Raw genomic sequence first — 22,252 nt, 5'->3', positions numbered from 1 at the left:
CGTCCCTCTCAGGCTTCATCGCCATCGAGCGAATGGTCGACCATCGCCCGCGCCATATCCACCATGTGCACCACTGAAAATGCCAGATCGCGACTCGCGCCTTGAAGGCTTTCGGCTGCCTTGAACGCAGTGGCTGCCGCACAGCGCAGCAGGTCCGAGGCGTGTACCAGGGCTTCTTCGCCACTGAGATGGCGCCTGACATCGAAAAAACGCTCGTCGACCTCTGGTTCTGAAACAGCTGGTTTCAAGTAATAGTCCAGCGCTCGCTGCGCTGCCGCATTGCCCTGAGGGGAGGTGAAGCTGGTGTCCATTTGCAGGTCGGGCAAGTCTTTGCTGCTGATATTCATGATGAAGAAGCACTCCTTGGTCGATTGTAAATCCGTGCTTTCAGAATAGTACTCTGTGTAGTTGTGACCAGAATTTAAATACTACAATATGTGTTTTGTTGGCCGAAGGCGTCGACGTAAGGTGCTGCACATGGATAAATGGATTGAGTTGGTCAAGGCCAAGATGAGTGAACTCAAAATCACTCAAACAGAGCTCGGAGAGCGCGTCGGCATGTCCCAGGGCGGGATAGGCCATTGGCTGAACAAGCGTCGCGAACCCGGCATCACGGAAATGAACCGCGTGCTGCAGGCGCTGGGCATGGATTTCCTCGAAGTGGTGCTGGTGATCCGTGAACCGCAACCAATGGCGGACGACGAGATGCCGCTGGCGCAGAAGTACAACCCGTACTTCCGTTACCCGGTCAGCGATTGGCAGACGACCTGCGAGGTGCGCGAGAACGATCCGGCGTCTTACACCAAGGCATCCGGCAAGCAGCGCTTCGAACTGACGGATTACCATGCGCGTGGCCCGGCGTTCTGGCTGACGGTGACGGGGGATTCAATGACCGCTCCCAGTGGCCAGAGCATCGCCGAAGGCATGCTGATTCTGGTCGACCCGGCGGCCGAAGCGGTGCCCGGCAAACTGGTGATCGCCCAGTGGCCCGACAGCCCTGAAGCGATCTTCCGCAAACTCGACGAAGAGGGCGGCCAGCGTTACCTGGTGCCGCTCAATCCGACCTGGCCGAAAGCCCTGCTGACCGATGAGTGTCGAATCATCGGTGTTGTGGTTCAGGCAACGGCGCGTTACTAGTCAGATCGATCCGCGCCCGGCGTAGGATCGATCCTCCCCATCACACTGCTTCCAGTTCAACCAAAGCGCTGCCTTCGCCGACCATTTCGCCTTCCTGGCAATACAGCGCTTTGATCACCCCCGCATGCGGCGCGCGGATGCTGTGCTCCATCTTCATTGCTTCCAGCACCACCAGTTGCGCACCGGCCTCGACCGATTGCCCGGCCTCGACCAGCACACGGACAATGCTGCCGTTCATGGGCGCAGTCAGGCCACCCTGATGACTGTGACTGGCTTCGACGGCGCTGATCGGGTCATGCGTCTCGATGCGCCGCAACTCACCTTCCCATTGCAGATAAAGCGCATCACCTTGGCGGATAGCCCGCAACGTACGACGTACGCCATCGTGCTCGACGATGAGGGCTTCGCCGGACAGTCTGGCGTGATCATCGGCATTCAGCGTCAGTGCTCGATCCTGTCCCTCGCAACTCAAATGCAGGGTGATTTCCCGAGGCAATCCCGCACGCAAACCGCTGTTGAGTGACCATGGCGAAGCCGGGTCATCCTTGCGCGCCAACTGCGGCAGGCTCTGCGCCACCGCCTGAGCCGCCGCGTTCCAGAACGCATCGCTCAACGCGCCCGGCGCAGGCAGCAATTGCTCCTGATAACGCGGAATAAATCCGGTATCCAACTCCGCCGCCGCAAACGCCGGGTGTGCGATGATCCGCCGCAAAAAGTTGATGTTGGTCTTCAATCCGCCAATCGCGAATTCGTCGAGCATGCTCAACAGACGCAGGCGCGCCTGCTCACGATCCTCGCCCCAGGCAATCAGCTTGCCGAGCATCGGGTCGTAGAACGGCGAAATTTCGTCACCTTCTTCAACCCCGCTATCGACCCGGCGTCCAGGCCCTTCAGCCGATTCGCGATACAACGCCAAGCGTCCGGTCGCCGGCAGGAAGTCATTCGCAGGATCCTCGGCGTACAAGCGCACTTCGATCGCATGGCCGTTCAATGGCACCTGCTCCTGAGTGATCGGCAATGCCTCACCACGCGCCACGCGGATCTGCCACGCGACCAGGTCCAGACCGGTGATGGCCTCGGTCACTGGATGCTCCACTTGCAGGCGCGTGTTCATCTCCATAAAGAAGAATTCACCGCGCGCATCCAGCAAAAATTCCACAGTACCGGCGCCGACATAACCGATTGCCTGCGCCGAGCGCACAGCCGCCTCGCCCATCGCCCGACGCAGTTCCGGGGACAAGCCCGGTGCCGGCGCTTCTTCGACGACTTTCTGATGGCGTCGTTGAATCGAGCAATCCCGTTCATTGAGGTACAGGCAATTGCCATGTTGATCGGCGAACACCTGGATTTCCACGTGACGCGGTTTGAGCAGGTATTTCTCCACCAGCATCCGCGAATCGCCGAACGACGACTGCGCTTCACGTTGAGCGGAGGCGAGGGCTTCGGCCAACTGGCTGACGTCCTCGACCACTTTCATGCCTTTGCCACCACCGCCGGCCGTGGCTTTGAGCAGCACCGGATAACCGATGCGTTCGCAGGCATCGCGGAAGGTGTCGAGGTCCTGTGCTTCGCCGTGATAACCCGGCACCAAAGGCACACCGGCGGTTTCCATCAGCGCTTTGGCGGCGGACTTGCTGCCCATCGCATCGATGGCCGAGGCGGGCGGGCCGAGGAAAATCAGCCCGGCCGCTTCGATGGCACGAGCGAAGCCGGCGTTTTCCGAGAGAAAACCGTAACCCGGATGAATCGCCTGCGCGCCGCTGGCCTTGGCCGCTGCGATCAGTTTGTCGATTTGCAGATAACTGTCGGCGGCTTTGCTGCCGCCCAGGTCGACGCGAATATCCGCTTCCCGGCTGTGCCGCGCCTCGCGGTCGGTGGCGCTGTGCACGGCGACCGTGGTCAGGCCCAGAGCTTTGGCGGTGCGCATCACGCGGCAGGCGATTTCGCCACGGTTGGCCACCAGCAGGGTGGTGAGAACGGGTGCGCTCATCAATGCGGCTCCTTGGTGGTGGTTGCGGCTTGCCAGCTCGGTGGACGTTTTTGCAGAAAGGCGCGCAAGCCTTCCTGACCTTCCGGGCTGACGCGGATACGGGCGATGGCATTTTCGGTGTAGCGGCGCAGCGCCGGGGTCAGTGAGCCGTTGCCGACTTCACGCAGCAGGTCCTTGCTGGCGCGCATCGCGGCGGGGCTGTTGAGCAGCAAGTTGTTGATCCAGTGCTCGACTTGCTGATCAAGTTCAGCGGTCGGATAGCTCTCGGACAACAAACCGATTTCGCGCGCACGTTGCCCGCCGAAACGTTCGGCGGTCAGGGCATATCGACGTGCAGCGCGTTCGCCGATGGCCTGCACCACAAACGGACTGATCACCGCCGGCGCCAGACCAATGCGTACTTCCGACAGGCAGAATTGCGCGTCATCGGCGCCAATCGCCATGTCACAGCAACTGATCAACCCCAGCGCGCCCCCGAATGCCGCGCCTTGTACCACAGCCACGGTGGGGATCTTCAGCTTGGCGAGGTTGTACATCAACTCTGCCAGTTCACGGGCGTCATCGAGGTTGGTGTGGTAATCGAGTTCGGCCGATTGCTGCATCCACGCCAGATCAGCGCCGGCACTGAAGTGCTTGCCACGGCCACGCACCAGCAAGAAACGCAGGCTGGCGTCGCTGGCGACTTTGTCCAGCGCGAGGATCAGCTCGCGGATCATCTCGGCGTTGAAGGCGTTGTTCTTTTCCGCGCGGTTGAGCCACAGCGTGGCGAAACCCCGTGGGTCGCTCTGCAGTTCGAGGGTGTTGAAATCACTCATGAGATTCTCCCGATCACATCCGGAACACGCCGAAGCGGCTCGGTTCGATTGGCGCGTTCAGCGACGCGGACAGGGCCAGGGCCAGCACATCGCGGGTCTGCGCCGGGTCGATGACGCCGTCGTCCCATAGCCGTGCGCTGGAATAGTAGGGGTGACCCTGCTCTTCATACTGGTCGAGGATCGGTTGTTTGATCTCGGTTTCCTGCTCGGCACTGAAACCCTGACCGCTGCGCTCAGCCTGCTCGCGTTTGACCTGCACCAACACGCCCGCCGCCTGCTCGGCGCCCATCACGCCGATCCGCGCGTTCGGCCACATCCACAGGAAGCGCGGATCGTAAGCGCGCCCGCACATGCCGTAGTTACCGGCGCCGAAGCTGCCGCCAATGATTACGGTGAATTTCGGCACTTTCGCGCAAGCCACCGCCGTTACCAGTTTCGCGCCATGTTTGGCGATGCCGCCGGCCTCGTATTTCTGGCCGACCATGAAGCCGGTGATGTTCTGCAAAAACAGCAGCGGAATGCCGCGCTGGCAGGCCAGTTCGATGAAGTGCGCGCCTTTCTGTGCGGCTTCGGCGAAGAGGATGCCGTTGTTCGCCAGAATCGCGATCGGGTAGCCGTGCAGATGCGCAAAGCCACACACCAGCGTGGTGCCGAACAAAGCCTTGAATTCATCGAACACCGAACCGTCGACCAGTCGCGCAATCACTTCGCGCACGTCGAACGGCTGCTTGGCATCAGCCGAAACCACGCCGTACAACTCATCGCTGGCGTACAGCGGTGCAATCGGCGCGCGTTGCTGCACTTCACCGAGTTTGCGCCAGTTAAGGTTGGCGACGCTGCGGCGGGCGAGGGCGAGGGCGTGTTCGTCGCTCTCGGCGTAATGGTCGGCGACCCCGGAAATCTTGCAGTGCACATCGGCGCCACCCAGATCCTCGGCGCTGACCACTTCACCGGTCGCAGCTTTCACCAGTGGCGGGCCGGCGAGAAAAATGGTGGCCTGATTGCGCACCATGATCGCTTCGTCGGCCATCGCCGGCACATAAGCGCCGCCAGCGGTGCAGGAGCCCATGACCACGGCGATCTGCGGGATGCCCATCGCGCTCATGTTGGCCTGGTTGAAGAAGATCCGCCCGAAGTGCTCGCGGTCCGGAAACACTTCGTCCTGACGCGGCAGGTTGGCGCCGCCGGAATCCACCAGATAAATGCACGGCAAGCGATTCTGTTGAGCGATGGTCTGTGCGCGAAGATGTTTTTTCACGGTCAGCGGGTAGTACGAACCGCCCTTCACCGTCGCATCATTGGCGACGATCATGCACTCGACGCCTTCGACCCGACCGATCCCGGCAATCACGCCAGCGGCGGGCACGTCTTCGCCATACACGGCGTGGGCGGCCAATTGGCTGATTTCCAGAAACGGTGAGCCCGGATCGAGCAAACGGTTGATGCGTTCGCGCGGCAGCAGTTTGCCGCGCGAGGTGTGGCGTTCCTGGGCTTTCGCGCCGCCACCCTGCGCCACTTGGGCGAGCAGGGTGTGCAGGGCGTCGACCTGTTTGAGCATCGCCGCGCTGTTGGCGGCGAACTCCGCTGAGCGGGGATTGAGCTGAGTGTGCAGGGTAGCCATGGCCAGCTCCGTTTAGCGGGTTTCGTTGAACAGTTCGCGACCGATCAGCATGCGACGGATCTCACTGGTGCCAGCGCCGATTTCGTACAGCTTGGCGTCACGCAGCAGACGACCGGCCGGGAACTCATTGATGTAACCGTTACCGCCGAGAATCTGGATCGCGTCGAGGGCCATTTGCGTGGCGCGTTCGGCGGTGTAGAGGATCACCCCGGCGGCGTCCTTGCGGGTGGTTTCGCCGCGCTCGCAAGCCTGCGCAACTGCGTAGAGATAGGCGCGGCTGGCGTTGAGCTGGGTGTACATGTCGGCGACTTTGCCCTGAATCAGCTGGAATTCACCGATGCTTTGGCCGAACTGCTTGCGGTCGTGGATGTACGGCACGATCAGGTCCATGCACGACTGCATGATCCCGGTCGGGCCACCAGACAGCACCACTCGTTCGTAATCGAGGCCGCTCATCAGCACCTTTACGCCGCCGTTGAGCACGCCGAGGATATTTTCTTCCGGCACTTCGACGTCATCAAAGAACAGCTCGCAGGTGTTGGAGCCGCGCATGCCGAGCTTGTCGAATTTGTTGCTGCGGCTGAAACCTTTCCAGTCGCGCTCGACGATGAAGGCGGTGATGCCGTGCGGGCCTTTTTCCAGGTCGGTCTTGGCGTAGATCACGTAAGTGTTGGCGTCAGGGCCGTTGGTGATCCAGGTTTTGCTGCCGTTGAGGACGAAGCGGTCACCGCGTTTATCGGCGCGCAGTTTCATCGAGACCACGTCGGAGCCGGCGTTGGGCTCGCTCATCGCCAGTGCGCCGACGTGCTCGCCGCTGATCAGCTTCGGCAGGTATTTGGATTTCTGCTCGTGGTTGCCGTTGCGGTTGATCTGGTTGACGCAGAGGTTGGAATGCGCGCCGTAGGACAGCGCCACCGAGGCCGAACCGCGACTGATTTCTTCCATCGCCACCACGTGCGCCAGGTAACCCAGGCCTGCGCCGCCGTACTCCTCCGGCACGGTGATGCCGAGCAGGCCCATGTCGCCGAATTTGCGCCACATGTCGGCGGGGAACAGGTTGTCGCTGTCGATCTGCGCAGCGCGCGGAGCAATTTCCTTGGCGACAAAGGACTGAACCTGATCGCGCAGCATGTCGATGGTTTCACCGAGGGCGAAGTTCAGGGATGGATAGCTCATGGGTCACCTTTTGGCTTTTTTGTAGGGTGGGGAGGGCGGTCACTCGGCTCTCACCTTTACGTTAACGTAAGCCTGCTACGAAGGGCTGTCAATCACCCTTTACGTTAACGTCAACTTGAGCGACAGTAGGGGCAGTTCAAGATTGAAAGCTGATTAGATTTTGTAGGAGTGAGCCTGCTCGCGATCGCGTCGTGTCAGTCGACGTAAGTGTTGACTAATGGATCGAGATCGCGAGCAGGCTCACTCCTACAAGTGACCGTCGGCAACCCGTAAATAAAGACAATAGGGGTCGTCATGGATCAACCCAGTGCAAACCCGCCGCGCAGCTACACCCGTGGTTCACAGGACAAAGCCTTGCTGGCGATGACCATCGGGCAGAAGTTCGATCAGACTGTCGCGCAATACCCCGACGATGAAGCGCTGGTGGTCCGCCATCAGCAGTTGCGTTATTCCTGGCGACAACTGGCCGATGCGGTGGACCTGCACGCCAGAGCGCTGCTTGCCCTGGGTTTGCAGGCGGGGGATCGGCTCGGTATCTGGGCGCCGAACTGCGCGCAGTGGTGCATCACGCAAGTCGCCACCGCAAAAATCGGCGTGATCCTGGTCAACATCAACCCGGCCTACCGCAGTTCCGAACTGGAATACGTGCTCAAACAATCCGGCTGCCAATGGCTGGTCTGCGCCGGGGCGTTCAAGTCCTCCAACTACCACGGCATGCTGCAAGGCCTGGTGCCGGAACTGGCCGAGCAACCCATCGGCCAACTGCGCAGCGAACGCCTCCCCGAACTGCGCGGCGTGATCAGCCTCGATGCGCAGCCACCCTCAGGTTTCCTGCCGTGGTCGGTGCTGGCAGATCTCGCCGCCAGCCTCTCCCCCGAACAACTACACGAACGCAGCAACAGCCTGCACTTTGATCAGCCGGTGAACATCCAGTACACCTCCGGCACCACCGGTTTCCCCAAGGGCGCGACCCTCAGCCACTACAACATCCTCAATAACGGTTACATGGTTGGCGAAAGCATCGGCCTGACCCCGCGCGATCGCCTGGTCATCCCGGTGCCGCTGTACCACTGCTTCGGCATGGTCATGGGCAACCTCGGCTGCATCACCCACGGCAGCACGATGATTTACCCCAACGATGCCTTCGATTCTTTACTGACCCTGCAAACCGTCGCCGAAGAGAAAGCCACCGGCCTTTACGGCGTACCGACCATGTTCATCGCCATGCTCGACCAGCCGCAACGCAGCGAATTCGATCTGTCGAGCCTGCGCACCGGGATCATGGCCGGCGCGACGTGTCCGATAGAAGTGATGCGCCGGGTGATCAGCGAAATGCACATGAGTGAAGTGCAAATTGCTTACGGCATGACCGAAACCAGTCCGGTGTCACTGCAGACCGGGCCGAACGATGAGCTGGAATTGCGCGTGACCACCGTCGGCCGCACCCAGCCACAGCTGGAAAGCAAGATCATCGACGAGGCCGGCAACCTGGTGCCACGCGGCACCATTGGCGAACTGTGCACCCGTGGTTACAGCGTAATGCTCGGCTACTGGAGCAATCCGCAAGCCACGGCCGAAGCCATCGATGAAGCGGGCTGGATGCACACCGGCGACCTGGCGAGCATGAACGAGGAGGGTTACGTCAATATCGCCGGACGTAACAAGGACATGATCATTCGTGGCGGCGAGAATATTTACCCGCGTGAGCTTGAGGAGTTTTTCTTCACCCATCCGGCGGTGGCGGACGTGCAGGTGATCGGCATTCCGTGCTCGCGTTACGGTGAGGAGATTGTTGCCTGGATCAAATTTCACCCCGGCCATAATGCTTCCGAGCTGGAACTGCAAACCTGGTGCAAGGAACGTATCGCGCACTTCAAGACGCCACGGCACTTCAAGTTCGTTGAAGAGTTTCCGATGACGGTGACGGGCAAGATCCAGAAATTCAGGATGCGTGAGATCAGTATCGAAGAACTGAAAACAATCGAGCGTTAACCACCACCCCTGTGGGAGCTGGCAAGCCAGCTTCCACAGGGATTTGCGGTGAAAACACAAATCACAGAAAGCACAAAGGGGAGCCGAAGCTCCCCTTTAATTTTGTCGTCGCGTGCTCTTTTTTATTATTGAGGGTCGGTCTGTTGTTGTTTTTGGCAACCGTGGCCCTTTACCGCTGTTTTTGGCGACCCCCATCCGGGGTCAAGAGCAAACGTATTTTTTTGAGCGCTGATCTGCTTTCTCGCTAAGCGATCCAACCGATTCGGGAGCTACCTGAAGGTAGTTTTATTGTTCTCTGCCCGGTTGCGGGTCACTCCTGAGAGCACCCTGAAAAGCACACCTTCTCCAAAAAAATCTGTTAGCTGCGTCTCTGCCGTGTTGTTTTTGTTATGTCAGAGTCGGTACGTCTTATTTTTATTGGTTTGCTGCTTTTTATTCTTGTTATGCCATAGAGATAGCAGAAGCCGTGCCAACTTTTAAAAAACCTTATAAATCAAAGGTTTGAAAATTTCGGCAGATTTTCGCTCCAGCGAAACCAGACAATTTGTTTCCGTGTTACTCGCTTAAACCCACATTCCGGACACAGCGGTAACACCTTCCCCCCTTACTGCGCGCTACGAGCCTTGGCCACGCGTGAACCGCTCGGGCGACCGAGCACCGCGCTGATCTGCTGACCCGCGGCAATCAAGGCGTCCAGGTCGATACCGGTCTCGATACCCAGGCCGTTGAGCAGGTACATCACGTCTTCGGTGGCAACGTTACCGCTCGCGCCTTTAGCGTACGGGCAGCCGCCGAGGCCCGCGATAGAGCTGTCGAACACCGAAATCCCTTCAAGCAGGCTGGCGTAGATGTTGGCCATGGCCTGGCCGTAAGTGTCGTGGAAATGCCCGGCGAGTTTTTCCCGTGGCACTTGCGCCGACACCACTTCAAACAAGCGGCGCGTCGCGCCCGCAGTGCCAGTGCCAATGGTGTCGCCCAGCGAAACTTCGTAGCAGCCCATCGCATACAACTCGCGCGCGACCATCGCCACTTGCTCCGGCGCGACCGTGCCTTCGTACGGGCAACCGAGCACACACGACACGTAACCGCGCACGGTAACGCCGTGCTGCTGCGCGGCTTCCATGATCGGCGCAAAGCGCGCCAGGCTTTCGCTGATCGAGCAGTTGATGTTGCGTTGCGAGAACGCTTCGGAGGCGGCGGCGAACACCGCGACTTCCTTGACCCCGGCAGCGATGGCGTCTTCAAATCCGCGCAAGTTCGGCGCCAGTGCGCCGTAGGTTACGCCGGGCTTGCGCTGAATCTGCGCGAACACTTCGGCGGAACCGGCCATTTGTGGCACCCATTTCGGAGAAACAAAACTGCCGACCTCTATATAGCCAAGGCCAGCGGCGCTCAAAGCATCGACCAGTTGCACCTTGTCAGCGACGCTGATCGGTTGGGCTTCGTTCTGCAAGCCATCGCGCGGGCCGACTTCGATCAGGCGTACTTGGGAGGGGAGGGACATGGGCTGACCTGCTCTTTTGAATTTGTGGAGAACCCCTGTAGGAGTGAGCCTGCTCGCGATCGCGGAGTGCCAGATGAAAATTGCTTGACTGATACACCGCTATCGCGAGCAGGCTCACTCCTACAGGGGGATTTATGTTGTTAGTCAGATCGCCTGCTGGCTCTTCAGCGTCTGCTCCAACGCCTGGACGCAGCGCTCTTCAGCGGTATCGAGTTCCAGTTTCATCTGTTCGATATCCAGCAACTGCTGTTCCAACTGCTCGCGACGCTCAGTGATTTTCGCCAGCATGCTGTTGAGCTGTTTGGTGTTACCGCTGGACGGGTCGTAGAGTTCGATCAATTCGCGGCATTCGGCCAGCGAAAAACCGATGCGCTTGCCGCGCAGGATCAGCTTCAGGCTGACCTTGTCGCGCGGCGAATAGATGCGTTCCTGGCCACGGCGCTCAGGGCTGAGCAGGCCTTGCTCTTCATAAAAGCGGATCGCCCGGGTGGTGATGTCCAGCTCGCGGGCGAGGTCGGAGATGCTGTAAGTCTGGCTGCTCATGGAAGCGCTCGGAAAAAGGTCTTGGCGCTAAGCTAATGGCAGGTTGACGTTTACGTCAAGCAAGAAAAAGATCGCAGCCTTCGGCAGCTCCTACAGGGGTGATAGATTCCAAATGTAGGAGCTGCCGAAGGCTGCGATCTTTTGATCTTTCCTTTACACCACCTGCTTATCCAGCTTCTTCTCCTGCGCCGTCACCTGCTGGCACAACTCGATCATCTGCTCGCGCATCCAGCGATTCGCCGGATCCTGGTCAGTGCTTTCATGCCAATACAGATGCGTCTCCACCGGCGGCACATCATTCACCGGCAGATTAAACGCCTGCAGTTCATGGCGACGGGCAAAGCGCTCCGGCACGGTCATGACCATGTCGGTCTGCTGCATCACCTGCGATGCCATCAAATAGTGCTGCGAACGCAGGGCGATCTTGCGTTGAATGCCCATTTTGCCCAGCGCCAGATCGACATAACCCAGGCCACTGCGACGGCTGGAAATATGGATATGGGTCAGCGACAGGTAATCATCCAGCGAGAGCTTTTCCTTGCCCGCCATCGGATGCCCTTTGCGCATCGCGCAGACGTAGCGGTCTTCCATCAGCTTGACGTGGCGCACCTGCGGGTCGGTGTTGAGCGGCGCATCCACGGCGAAATCCAGACGCCCGGCGGCCAGCTCTTTGGTGGTCTCGCGGCGTTTGGACAGAAAACTTTCGATGATCACCGTCGGCGCCAGGCGGCGCAGGCGCTGAAACAGCGGCGGCAAAATCACCGCCTCGGTGAGGTCGGTCATGCTGATGCGGTAAGTCTTGACCGCTTGTGCCGGGTTGAAAATGCGGCTTTCCTGTACCGACACACGCAGCAACGACAGCGCGTTACGCACCGGGCCGATGATGTTCTGTGCCATCGGTGTCGGCACCATGCCCTGAGCCGTGCGCACGAACAGTGGATCGTTAAAGGTTTCGCGCAACCGGGCCAAGGCGTTGGATACCGCCGGCTGAGTGATGCCGACAATCTGCCCGGCGCGGGTCAGGTTGGCTTCGGTGTAAATCGCGTCGAAGACGATGAAAAGGTTGAGGTCGACCTTGCTCAGATTCATAACGCGGCTTCTCTTGTTTTTAAGGGCTGACGATCACTGGATCATATATCGGTGATGAATGTTTATACACGCCGAGAATAGGCTAGGTAAATTATCAGCGCTGTTCTAGCATCGATTGCATGACTTGAACAACCTCTGCCCAAGAAGGTAATTGATCATGGATTTCGCTTATTCGCCCAAGGTGCAAGAACTGCGTGAGCGCGTGACCGCGTTCATGGACACTTACGTTTATCCGGCTGAGGCGGTGTTCGAACGCCAGGTTGCCGAAGGCGATCGCTGGCAGCCGACCGCGATCATGGAAGAGCTCAAAGCCAAGGCCAAAGCCGAAGGTTTGTGGAATCTGTTCCTGCCGGAGTCGGAACTCGGTGCCGGTCTGAGCAACCTCGAATACGCGCCACTGGCAGAAATCATGGGCCGCTCGCTGTTAGGCCCGGAGCCGTTCAACTGCTCGGCGCCGGACACCGGCAACATGGAAGTGCTGGTGCGCTACGCCAACGAAGAACAGAAACAGCGCTGGCTCGAACCGTTGCTGCGCGGCGAAATCCGCTCGGCATTCGCCATGACCGAACCGGACGTGGCCTCCTCAGATGCAACCAACATGGCCGCCCGCGCCGTGCGTGACGGCGATGAGTGGGTGATCAACGGTAAAAAATGGTGGACCTCCGGCGCCTGTGATCCGCGCTGCAAAATTTTGATCTTCATGGGCCTGAGCAATCCAGATGCGCCGCGCCACGCCCAGCACTCGATGATCCTCGTGCCAGTCGATACTCCCGGGGTAAAAATCGTTCGTCCGCTGCCGGTGTTTGGTTACGACGACGCTCCGCATGGCCACGCCGAAGTGCTGTTCGACAACGTGCGCGTGCCGTACGAAAACGTCCTGCTCGGCGAAGGGCGCGGCTTCGAAATCGCTCAAGGTCGTCTTGGCCCAGGCCGGATTCACCACTGCATGCGCTCGATCGGCATGGCCGAACGTGCACTGGAATTGATGTGCAAACGTGCGGTGAGCCGCACTGCCTTCGGCAAACCGCTGGCACGTCTGGGCGGTAACGTCGACAAGATCGCCGACTCGCGGATGGAAATCGACATGGCACGTCTGCTGACGTTGAAAGCGGCGTACATGATGGACACCGTCGGTAACAAAGTGGCGAAGAGCGAAATCGCGCAGATCAAGGTTGTTGCGCCGAACGTCGCGCTGCGCGTGATCGACCGGGCGATCCAGATGCATGGTGGGGCAGGGGTCTCGAACGATTTCCCGCTGGCCTACATGTACGCCATGCAACGCACCCTGCGCCTGGCCGACGGCCCGGACGAAGTGCACCGCGCGGCGATTGGCAAGTTCGAGATAGGCAAGTATGTGCCGAAGGAGATGCTGCGAAGCGAGCGCTGATTCAGCACCGCGTTGATCGTTCCCACGCTCTGCGTGGGAATGCATCCCGTGACGCTCTGCGTCACAGTGGACGCGGAGCGTCCATGGCGGCGTTACCACGCAGAGCGTGGGAACGATCGGGTATGGCGTCAGCAGGTGCAACACATCAACATCAGACTCAATACACCCAAACCTCAACCCGCCGATTCTTGATCCTGCCCTCATCCGCATTGTTCGCCGCCACCGGCATCAACGCGCCAAAGCCACGAACCTCACGCAACACCACGCCGTTTTTCACTAACTCCCGCCGCACCGCCATCGCCCGCAGCTTCGACAGCAGATCCGCCCGCGCCGGGTCGTCCTTGGCATCACCAAACCCGACCAATGTCACCGCGCGCTCGGTCTTGTCATGGCGCTTTATATAGTCGAACACCCGTGCCAGATCCTGCCGCGCCTTGTTATCCAGACTCGCGCTGCCTTCTTCAAACCGGAAATTCACCGTCAGACGCTGGGCGTGACGGCTGAGGGATTGATAACCCTCGGGCATCAGCGCATTCGGCGCGACGCTCATCGCATGCACGGTCTGACTGATGAAACCGTTGGCGGCGACAATTGCCTGGCCCTGACGACTTTGCGCAAATCTCACCAATGCCTTTGCCCACGGATTCTTGCTGTCGGGCGGCAGATAGAAGAACAAGCGCCGCGACAGTGGATAGTCTTCGGTGGCGATCAGGCTGTTTAGCGGCAGCATCGACTGCGAAGCGCCATCGGCAATCGCCACGGCTTTGGCTTGGCGCACATAAGGCAAACCGATGAAACCGATGCCTTGCGGATCCGCGCTGACGGCGTCGGATAATTGCTCGCTGGACTCAAACCTTTTCGCGTTGCTGCTCAGACTTTTCCCACGCCGGCTGAGGACCAATTCCTTAAACGTGTCGTAGGTACCGGACTGATCATCGCGCGCGTATAAATGAATGGCGCCGCCACGTCCGCCGAGGTCTTCCCAGGTTTTCACCTCACCACTGAAGATCCGCGCCAGTTGCTCTGTGTCGAGTTGATGCAGTGGATTGTCGGGATGAAGGATGATCGCCAGGCCATCGATGGCGATGACTTGCTCGGCGGCCGGGCTTTTCAGATCGCCAAGCGTTTGCAGGCTGAGCAGCTCACTGTCCTTGATCTCGCGAGAGGACGCCGCCAGGTCGGCGCTGGCATTTTTCAACGCGGTGAAACCGGTGCTGGAACCGTGGGCGGCGACTTCAACGACCACGCGTTTGCCTTCGTGGGTCTGGCCGACGATGCGCAATTCATTAGCGGTGTCCGGGGTTTCGCGGTGGATCTTCAGCAAACCCTGTTCCTGCAGCAGGCCTTCGACCAGTGCCGGGCCGAGTTCGGCGCCGATGGTGTTGGAGCCTTGAATGCGCAGCGCCGGGCCGTTTTCAGGAAGGGGCAGGGCGGCGGCCGAAACCGTCAGCCACGCACTCAAGAGAAAAACGCACAGAACACGCAGGGTCATGCCGGCACCGAATCAAGCCAAGGGGATTGCCGGGGAGATTAAGTCAGGCGCATGACCGAAAGATGACACCGATTCAATGTAGGAGTGAGCCTGTTCGCGATAGCGTTGTACCGGTCAACATTTATGTCGTCTGATTCACCGCTATCGCGAGCAGGCTCACTCCTACAGGTATTGCGTAAGGCTGGGGATCAGCTGAGCTCAAGCCAGATCGGCGCATGATCGGACGGTTTTTCCATCCCGCGCAATTCATAGTCAACACCGGCGGCCTTCACCCGTGGCAACAAACCATGCGACGCCAGAATCACGTCAATGCGCAGGCCACGCTTCGGCTCATCCTCAAACCCACGGCTGCGGTAATCGAACCAGCTGAACATATCGGTCACGTCCGGGTTCAGGTGGCGATAGCTATCCGTCAGGCCCCAATTCTTCAAGCGCTCCATCCACTCGCGTTCTTCCGGCAGGAAGCTGCATTTGCCGGTTTTCAGCCAGCGCTTCATGTTGTCCGGGCCGATGCCGATGTCGCAGTCTTCCGGGGAAATGTTCACATCGCCCATCACCACCAGCGGCTGCTCGTTGTGGAACTGGCTTTCCAGTAGCGTTTGCAGATCGCTGTAGAAACGCTGCTTGGCCGGGAATTTGGTCGGGTGGTCGCGGCTTTCGCCCTGTGGAAAATAGCCGTTCATGATGGTCACCGGCACGCCATTGGCGTCGGCGAAGGTGCCCCAGATAAAGCGGCGCTGGGCGTCTTCTTCGTCGGTGGCGAAGCCTTTGTGGATGGCGATCGGTTCCTGACGCGAGAGCATTGCCACGCCGTAATGGCCTTTCTGGCCATGGAAGTACACGTGGTAGCCGAGGGCGCGGACTTCTTCGAGCGGGAACTGGTCGTCGTGGACTTTGGTTTCCTGCAGGCCGATGACGTCCGGCTGATGTTTTTCGATCAGCGCTGCCAGCTGATGCGGACGGGCGCGCAGTCCGTTGATGTTGAAGGAAACGATCTTCATGGTCGGCAGTCCTGGCAAAAGGGCGATGCTAGCTGACATGAGGGATGGGGGCCAGTGTGGGAGAAATCATTTTGGCCTGTGGGACATGTGTTGCCTCAGAGGGCCCCATCGCTGGCAAGCCAGCTCCCACAATGTCCGCGTCGTTCATAACATTCATGTACACCAGAGAAACCTGTGGGAGCTGGCTTGCCAGCGATGGGGCCAACCCGGTCGATGAAGATCCCGAGTTGGTCTATACCTGTGGGGAACTGTGTCACTGCCAAAAGGTTCGTACCAACAAGAGCGCCGCCATTTGAACGCGCCCGGGGAGAATCACCGTCATGCCTGAAACCCAGACCGCCATCGCCGACATTCATATGCTCGACCGCGGCTACTCGCGCGAAGCCCGCTCGCTGCTTTATCAGGCCTATCGCCACGAACCGACCTTCGGCTACCTGTTCGAAGCTGAGCGCCCCGGCTACGAACAGCGCGTGCGGGCAACGGTGCGCGAACTGGTCAAACAACACTTTCTGCAGGATCTGCCGGCCATCGGCCTGCTGGTCAACGACCGCCTGATCGGCATCGCCCTGATCGCGCCACCGCAACGCCGTTTGGGCATCACCGAAAGCTGGGCGTGGCGCCTGCGCATGGTGCTCAGCACCGGTTTCCGCTGCACCCGCCGCTACCTTGAATACCACGATGCCGTTGCCGCCTGCGTGCCCAGCGATTCCGTGCACATGCTGCCGCTGCTGGGGATTCACCCGCAGTTCCAGGGCAAACATTTCGGCGAGCAATTGCTGACGGCGGTACACAACTGGTGCGCGGTCGACGAAACCTCGCAAGGTGTGGTGCTCGACACCGGCAACCCGCGTTATCTGGAATTCTATAAAAGGCAGGGTTACGAGGAGATCGGCGAGGTTGCCGTCGGACCGGTGCGCGAACACGTATTTTTCCATGCCAACCCGCAGGTGTTACAAACTGCAACAGCATAACAATCGAACTTCTTGGGAAATTTCCTGTTCTATCACGCTCCCAAGCCCGTGATAGCATCCGCGCCTATGAAGTTTCCAGGAAGATTTACCAGTGGCGTGCTCATGCTGTTAACCAGCTGCGCGGCGCTGGCGCAAAGTGAATTGGATGTGCGGATCAAACCGTCCAACGATGAACTCAAGGCCAATATAGAAGGCTATATCGGCAGTCTCGGCGACCGTGACGAAGAAGCCCTGCAGCGCTTCAGTCGCGGTGCCGAAGAGCAGGCGCGCAAGGCGGCCCAGGCGTTGGGCTACTACCAGCCGCAGATTGAAAGTGACGTCAAGGGTGGCAACAAACCGCGCTTGGTGTTGAACATCGATCCCGGCGAGCCTATTCACCTGCGCAACGTCACCATTCGTGTCGACGGCCCGGCTGCCTCGCTCAAATCCTTTCGTGTACCGAAAAGCGATGCGCTCAAGTCCGGCGCGGTGCTCAACCATGGGCGTTACGAAGACGCCAAAAGACTTATTCAGAATCAGGCCTCGCGCTTCGGTTTCTTCAGTGGCCATTTCACCAGTCAAAAACTCATGGTCGACCCGCGCGCCGGGGTGGCCGACATCGAACTGATCTACGACAGCGGCCCGCGTTATGCGCTGGGCAAAGTCAAATTCGAAGGTGACACGCCGTTCGACGAAGACCTGCTGCAACGCATGGTGCCGTTCAAGGAAGGCGAACCGTACGACTCCGAGCTGATCGCCGAGCTCAACCGGGATCTGCAATCGAGCGGTTATTTCGAGGGCGTACGCGTCGATGCCGCACCGACCACGGCGAAAAATGACGTGATCCCGGTGGAGGTCAAACTTGACACGCGCAAGCCACGGACCATGGGCCTGGGCCTCGGTTATTCGACTGACGTCGGCCCGCGCATCAAAGCCAACTGGACCCGCCACTGGGTCAACCCGCAAGGCGACAGCTATGGTTGGGAAGCCGAGCTGTCGGCGCCACGGCAAAACGTCGGCTTGTTCTACGACATCCCGCTCGACCCGCCACTGACCGACAAACTGCGCTGGGCCGGAGGCTATCAATTCGAAGACATCGACGGCTCCGATACGCTGAGCAAGCTGCTGACCTTCGGCCCGGAATGGCACAGCAAATTGCCGAGCGGCTGGCAGCGGGTGATCTCGCTGAAATGGCAGCGCGAAGAATACGAACTCGGTGACGACTCAGGCCTGAGTACTTTGCTGATGCCCGGCATCAGCTACTCGTACCTGAAAAGCGACAACCGTATCGACCCGCACAACGGCTATCGCCTGAGCTTCGAAAGCAAGGTGGCGAAGGAAGGCCTCGGCTCGGACAACAACCTTTTATATGGCACCGCGCTGGTCAAAGGCCTGACCACGGTATTCGACAAACACCGCTTCCTTGGTCGTGTGCAGGTCGGCGGCAGCGCCACTAACGGCTACAACTCGGTGCCGCCGTCGCTGCGCTTCTTCGCCGGTGGCGATCAGAGCGTGCGCGGTTACGATTACCAGAGTCTGTCGCCGAAAAACTCCGACGGTGACCGGATCGGCGGGCGTTACATGGTCGCCGGCAGCGTCGAGTATCAATACTCGATCGCCGAGAAATGGCGCGTCGCGACTTTCGTCGATCAGGGCAACTCTTTCAACAAACTCGAACTGCCGAACCTCAAGACCGGCGTCGGTATTGGTGTGCGCTGGGTCTCGCCGGTGGGGCCGATCCGCCTCGACCTGGCCCACGCACTCGACGACGATGGCGGCATCCGGCTGCACTTTTCCATGGGGCCTGAGCTGTGAAGCGTGGTTTGAAAATTACGGCGCTGGCGTTGTTGGCGCTGGTGTTGTTGATTGTGTTGAGTGTCACCGCCTTACTCGGCACGGCGGCCGGCAGCCGCTGGGTGCTGGGCCTCGTACCGGGTCTGACAGTGGAGAATTTCCAGGGACGCCTCGGCGGACAATGGAGTGCCGATCATCTGCTGTGGCAGCAGGACAGCAGCAGCCGCGTCGAACTGAACAAGGCAATCTTCGCCTGGTCGCCGCTGTGCCTGACGCGCATGACCCTGTGCATCGAACAGCTCAAGGCAGATCAGGTCATTCTGCAATTCCCGCCGAGTGAAGAAACCACTGAGAGCGGCCCGATCAAACTGCCGGATCTGCAATTGCCGGTGGCCATCGAGCTGGGCGACGTGCAGGTTGGCAGCCTGTTGTTCAACGGCAGCGAACAGCTCAAGGGCCTGCAACTGGCGGCGCACTGGACCGCGCAAGGCATGCAGATCGACAGCGTGAAATTGCAGCGCGACGACCTCAGCCTGAACCTGTCCGGCACACTTGAACCTAGCGGCAACTGGCCGTTGAACATCGCCGGTGACCTGACCCTGCCATCCCCGGGCACGGGGCCGTGGACACTGTCGTTGAAAGTCGACGGCGACCTGTTGAAAACCCTCAACCTGCACGCCGACAGCCGTGGTTACCTCGACGGCCAGTTGAGCGGCGAACTGCAACCGCTGGTTGAAAACCTGCCGGCGAAAGTGCGCATCACCTCCGAGGCGTTCAAACCGAGCGCTGATTTACCGGACACTCTGCAACTCAATCAACTGGTGTTGACCGGCGAAGGCGACCTGAAAAACGGCTACCAGCTCAACGGCAACGCCACGCTGCCCGCCGACAAAGGCCCGGTGGCGCTGTTGCTCAAAGGCAAAGTCGACGCCAGCGGCGCGCAGATTGCCGGCCTCGACCTGACGGCCAACGATAAACAAAGCCTGAAACTCACTGGCAGTGTCGATTGGAGCAAAGGCCTCAGCGCGCAAGCCAATATCAACTGGCAGGATTTTCCGTGGCACCGGCTCTATAACGAAATCGACGAGCCCCAAGTCGCCTTGCGTACCTTCACTGGCGAAGTCTCCTACACCGACGGTCAATACCTCGGTAACTTCGACGCCGCACTGGATGGCCCGGCGGGCGCGTTTACCCTGAGCAGTCCGTTCAGCGGCAGTCTTAAACAGATCGCTTTACCGCAACTGAAAATGCAAGCCGGGCAGGGCAAGGCTGAAGGCCATGTGAATGTGCAGTTCGCCGACGGCATCGCCTGGGACACCGCACTGGAGTTGTCAGCACTCAACCCGGCGTACTGGGTCGCCGAGTTGCCGGGCACTTTGGCCGGGCCACTGAAAAGCCAAGGCGAAATGAAGAATGAACGGCTGAGCCTCACCGCCGATCTCGACTTGAAAGGCAAACTGCGTGGCCAACCGGCGATTCTCCAGGCCAAGGCTGACGGCGCGGGTGAGCAGTGGAACCTGAATGCCCTGCAAATCCGCCTCGGTGACAACAGCATCAACGGCAAGGGCAGCCTGCAACAGAAACTCACCGGGCAGATCGACATCAAGCTGTCGCGCCTGGCTCAGCTCTGGCCGCAACTGCGCGGGCAGGTCAACGGCCAGGTCAATGTGGCCGGCACGCTGAAGGCGCCGCAGGGCAAACTTTGCCTGCAAGGTTCGCAACTGGCGTTCCAGGACAATCGCCTGCAAAGCCTCAATCTCGACGCCACCCTCGACAGCGCGCAACGGGCGAAAATCGATCTGAAAGGCAGCGGGATTCAGGCAGGTGACACCAACCTGGGCGTGTTGACCGCCAGCGCCCAAGGCGACATCAAGAACCAGAAACTCAACCTCGACCTGATCGGGCCGAAACTGAAACTGGCCCTTGGTCTGGATGGCAATCTGGACAAGGGCAACTGGCGCGGGCGTTTAGCCAGCGGCGACATTCAGGCCGGTGGCCAGGACTGGAAACTGCAAAGCCCGGCCAAGCTAGAACGTCTGGCCGACGGCAAAATCAACTTCGGCGCGCATTGCTGGATGTCCGGCGACGCCAGCCTGTGCGGTGAAGATCAGCGGCTGATGCCAGAGCCGAAACTGCGCTATCACCTCAAGCAGTTCCCGATCGAAAGCCTCGCGCAATGGTTGCCGAAAGACTTTGCCTGGAAGGGCAAGCTCAACGCCGATCTGCAATTGGATCTGCCGGCCAGCGGCCCCAACGGCGTGGTCAGCATTGACGCCAGCGGCGGCACCTTGCGCATGAAGGAAAAGGACCAGTGGCTGGATTTCCCGTATCAGACCCTGAAACTCACCAGCAAACTCACGCCCAAGCGCGTCGACACCGAACTCAATTTCGTCGGCGGCAAACTCGGCGAGTTGCTGGTGCAGGCGCAGCTCAATCCACTGCCGAAAAACAAACCGCTGAGCGGCTCGTTCCGCCTCAGCGGGCTGGATCTGTCGGTGGCGCGGCCGTTTGTGCCGATGGTTGAAAAGCTCACCGGCCGCCTGAATGGCAGCGGCACGATTTCCGGCGGATTGCTTGCACCGCTGGTCAACGGCACCGTGCAGCTCAGTGACGGCGAAGTGTCCGGCGCCGAGTTGCCGATGGAACTGCAAAATCTGCAACTCACCGCCCTGATTGCCGGCGAATCGGTACGCCTCGACGGCGGCTGGAAAAGCGGCAAGAGCGGGCAGGGCAGTCTGAACGGCAATGTGGCCTGGGGGCAGGCGCTGGTGGTCGATCTGGCGTTGAAAGGCACGCAATTGCCGGTCACCGTCGAGCCGTACGCCAAGCTGGAAGTGGCGCCGGACCTGAAGATTTCCATGGCCGGCGACGAGCTGAAAATCGCCGGCAAAGTGCAGGTGCCCAAAGGCGAAATTACCGTGCGTGAATTGCCGCCATCAACGGTAAAAGTCTCCGATGACACGATCATCGTCGGCGCGCAGACCGAAGAGGGCAAACCACCGCTGGCGATGAAAATGGACATCGACGTGGTGGTCGGCGAAGACAAACTGGCCTTCGCCGGTTTCGGCCTGACCGCCAATGTGCAAGGTCATGTGCACATCGGCGACAACATGGACACCCGTGGCGAGTTGTGGCTCAACGACGGCCGCTACAGTGCCTACGGCCAGCGCCTGCAAGTGCGCCGTGCACGTCTGTTGTTCGCCGGCCCCCTCGATCAACCGTATCTGGACATCGAAGCGATCCGCCAGACCGACGACGTGATTGCCGGTATTCGCCTGAGCGGCAGCGCCGAGCAGCCGACCACACAGATCTTCTCCGAGCCGGCGATGAGCCAGGAGCAGGCGCTTTCCTATCTGGTCCTCGGCCGACCGCTGAGCACCAACGGCGAAGACAACAACATGCTCGCGCAAGCGGCGTTGGGTCTGGGCTTGATGGGCAGTTCCGGGGTCACCAGCAGCCTCGCCAAGGATCTGGGGATTCAGGACTTCCAGCTCGACACGGCGGGCAGCGGCGATGCCACCAGTGTTGTGGCCAGCGGCAATATTACCGAGAAGCTCAGTTTGCGTTATGGCGTGGGCGTGTTTGAACCGGCCAGCACCATCGCGCTGCGCTACAAGCTGAGCAAGAAGGTTTATGTCGAAGCGGCGAGTGGCGTGGCCAGTTCGCTGGATATCTTCTACAAGCGCGATTTCTAACGCGCGTTTCCCATCGCCGGGTCGCGTCGCTGCGATCCGGCTTTTGCAGAATGAATTAGACTCAGC

16 protein-coding genes are annotated in these 22,252 nt (G+C 59.9%); 6 read left to right on the top strand and 10 right to left on the bottom strand.

Features of this window, described 5'->3' with window-relative positions; translation table 11 throughout:
• Positions 1 to 8: 8 nt before the first annotated feature.
• Entirely contained in the window at positions 9 to 347 is a 339-nt protein-coding gene (locus tag AC3IUF_RS19235; RefSeq protein WP_007917252.1) for a DUF6124 family protein, read from the bottom strand.
• A gap of 130 nt (positions 348 to 477) precedes the next feature.
• On the opposite strand from AC3IUF_RS19235, the gene AC3IUF_RS19230 reads away from it, so the two are divergent.
• A complete protein-coding gene (locus tag AC3IUF_RS19230; protein WP_007917250.1) occupies positions 478 to 1,137 on the top strand; it encodes a LexA family protein in 660 nt (219 codons plus the stop codon).
• Positions 1,138 to 1,177: 40 nt separating this feature from the next.
• Here AC3IUF_RS19230 and AC3IUF_RS19225 read toward each other — a convergent pair whose 3' ends face one another.
• From AC3IUF_RS19225 to AC3IUF_RS19210, 4 genes are read right to left on the bottom strand one after another with little or no spacing between them, the layout of a single operon-like run.
• Positions 1,178 to 3,127 (bottom strand): acetyl/propionyl/methylcrotonyl-CoA carboxylase subunit alpha, encoded by a 1,950-nt coding sequence (locus AC3IUF_RS19225; RefSeq protein ID WP_489279002.1) that lies wholly within the window; start codon positions 3,125 to 3,127, stop codon positions 1,178 to 1,180.
• Positions 3,127 to 3,942 (bottom strand): gamma-carboxygeranoyl-CoA hydratase, encoded by an 816-nt coding sequence (locus AC3IUF_RS19220; protein ID WP_414915808.1) that lies wholly within the window; start codon positions 3,940 to 3,942, stop codon positions 3,127 to 3,129. The genes AC3IUF_RS19225 and AC3IUF_RS19220 overlap by 1 nt, the downstream gene beginning before the upstream one ends.
• A 13-nt stretch (positions 3,943 to 3,955) precedes the next feature.
• The gene (locus tag AC3IUF_RS19215; RefSeq protein ID WP_123376221.1) at positions 3,956 to 5,563 is read right to left on the bottom strand and encodes a carboxyl transferase domain-containing protein; all 1,608 of its coding nucleotides are present in this window, start codon (positions 5,561 to 5,563) and stop codon (positions 3,956 to 3,958) included.
• 12 nt (positions 5,564 to 5,575) lie between these two features.
• Positions 5,576 to 6,739: an isovaleryl-CoA dehydrogenase gene (locus tag AC3IUF_RS19210; protein ID WP_007917237.1), complete on the bottom strand. Its 1,164-nt coding sequence runs from the start codon at positions 6,737 to 6,739 to the stop codon at positions 5,576 to 5,578.
• A 294-nt stretch (positions 6,740 to 7,033) separates the two neighbouring features.
• Here AC3IUF_RS19210 and AC3IUF_RS19205 point away from each other — a divergent pair, with 294 nt between their 5' ends.
• On the top strand, positions 7,034 to 8,731 hold the full coding sequence (locus AC3IUF_RS19205; RefSeq protein WP_489279000.1) for an AMP-binding protein: 1,698 nt from the start codon (positions 7,034 to 7,036) through the stop codon (positions 8,729 to 8,731).
• Between the two features lie 604 nt (positions 8,732 to 9,335).
• Here the strand turns inward: AC3IUF_RS19205 and AC3IUF_RS19200 are convergent.
• The 3 genes from AC3IUF_RS19200 to AC3IUF_RS19190 form a co-directional block, all read right to left on the bottom strand.
• The gene (locus tag AC3IUF_RS19200) at positions 9,336 to 10,235 is read right to left on the bottom strand and encodes a hydroxymethylglutaryl-CoA lyase (protein ID WP_095113706.1); all 900 of its coding nucleotides are present in this window, start codon (positions 10,233 to 10,235) and stop codon (positions 9,336 to 9,338) included.
• A gap of 144 nt (positions 10,236 to 10,379) precedes the next feature.
• Positions 10,380 to 10,778 carry a MerR family transcriptional regulator gene (locus AC3IUF_RS19195; protein WP_007917234.1) on the bottom strand — a complete coding sequence of 133 codons (399 nt, stop codon included), beginning with the start codon at positions 10,776 to 10,778 and terminating at the stop codon, positions 10,380 to 10,382.
• Positions 10,779 to 10,931: 153 nt separating this feature from the next.
• A complete protein-coding gene (locus tag AC3IUF_RS19190) occupies positions 10,932 to 11,867 on the bottom strand; it encodes a LysR family transcriptional regulator (RefSeq protein ID WP_007917233.1) in 936 nt (311 codons plus the stop codon).
• A 157-nt stretch (positions 11,868 to 12,024) separates the two neighbouring features.
• On the opposite strand from AC3IUF_RS19190, the gene AC3IUF_RS19185 reads away from it, so the two are divergent.
• Positions 12,025 to 13,254: an acyl-CoA dehydrogenase gene (locus tag AC3IUF_RS19185; protein WP_007917231.1), complete on the top strand. Its 1,230-nt coding sequence runs from the start codon at positions 12,025 to 12,027 to the stop codon at positions 13,252 to 13,254.
• A 157-nt stretch (positions 13,255 to 13,411) separates the two neighbouring features.
• Here AC3IUF_RS19185 and AC3IUF_RS19180 read toward each other — a convergent pair whose 3' ends face one another.
• Positions 13,412 to 14,746 carry a substrate-binding domain-containing protein gene (locus tag AC3IUF_RS19180; protein ID WP_489278998.1) on the bottom strand — a complete coding sequence of 445 codons (1,335 nt, stop codon included), beginning with the start codon at positions 14,744 to 14,746 and terminating at the stop codon, positions 13,412 to 13,414.
• A 188-nt stretch (positions 14,747 to 14,934) separates the two neighbouring features.
• On the bottom strand, positions 14,935 to 15,747 hold the full coding sequence (gene xthA, locus AC3IUF_RS19175; RefSeq protein ID WP_489278996.1) for an exodeoxyribonuclease III: 813 nt from the start codon (positions 15,745 to 15,747) through the stop codon (positions 14,935 to 14,937).
• Positions 15,748 to 16,067: 320 nt separating this feature from the next.
• On the opposite strand from xthA, the gene AC3IUF_RS19170 reads away from it, so the two are divergent.
• The 3 genes from AC3IUF_RS19170 to AC3IUF_RS19160 all read left to right on the top strand — a co-directional run bounded on the left by AC3IUF_RS19170 (position 16,068) and on the right by AC3IUF_RS19160 (position 22,186).
• Positions 16,068 to 16,718, top strand: coding sequence for a GNAT family N-acetyltransferase (locus tag AC3IUF_RS19170; protein WP_007912451.1), 651 nt, complete (start codon positions 16,068 to 16,070; stop codon positions 16,716 to 16,718).
• Between the two features lie 66 nt (positions 16,719 to 16,784).
• Positions 16,785 to 18,512 (top strand): autotransporter assembly complex protein TamA, encoded by a 1,728-nt coding sequence (locus AC3IUF_RS19165; RefSeq protein ID WP_489278994.1) that lies wholly within the window; start codon positions 16,785 to 16,787, stop codon positions 18,510 to 18,512.
• Complete coding sequence (locus AC3IUF_RS19160) at positions 18,509 to 22,186, top strand: translocation/assembly module TamB domain-containing protein (protein ID WP_489278992.1); 3,678 nt, start codon at positions 18,509 to 18,511, stop codon at positions 22,184 to 22,186. Before AC3IUF_RS19165 ends, AC3IUF_RS19160 begins: the two co-directional genes overlap by 4 nt.
• The last annotated feature ends 66 nt before the right edge of the window (positions 22,187 to 22,252 follow it).

It is taken from the genome of Pseudomonas sp. KH_040, assembly GCF_057839305.1.
The sequence above is the reverse complement of the archived record's forward strand: the minus strand, read 5'-3'. Positions and strand labels throughout refer to the sequence as shown.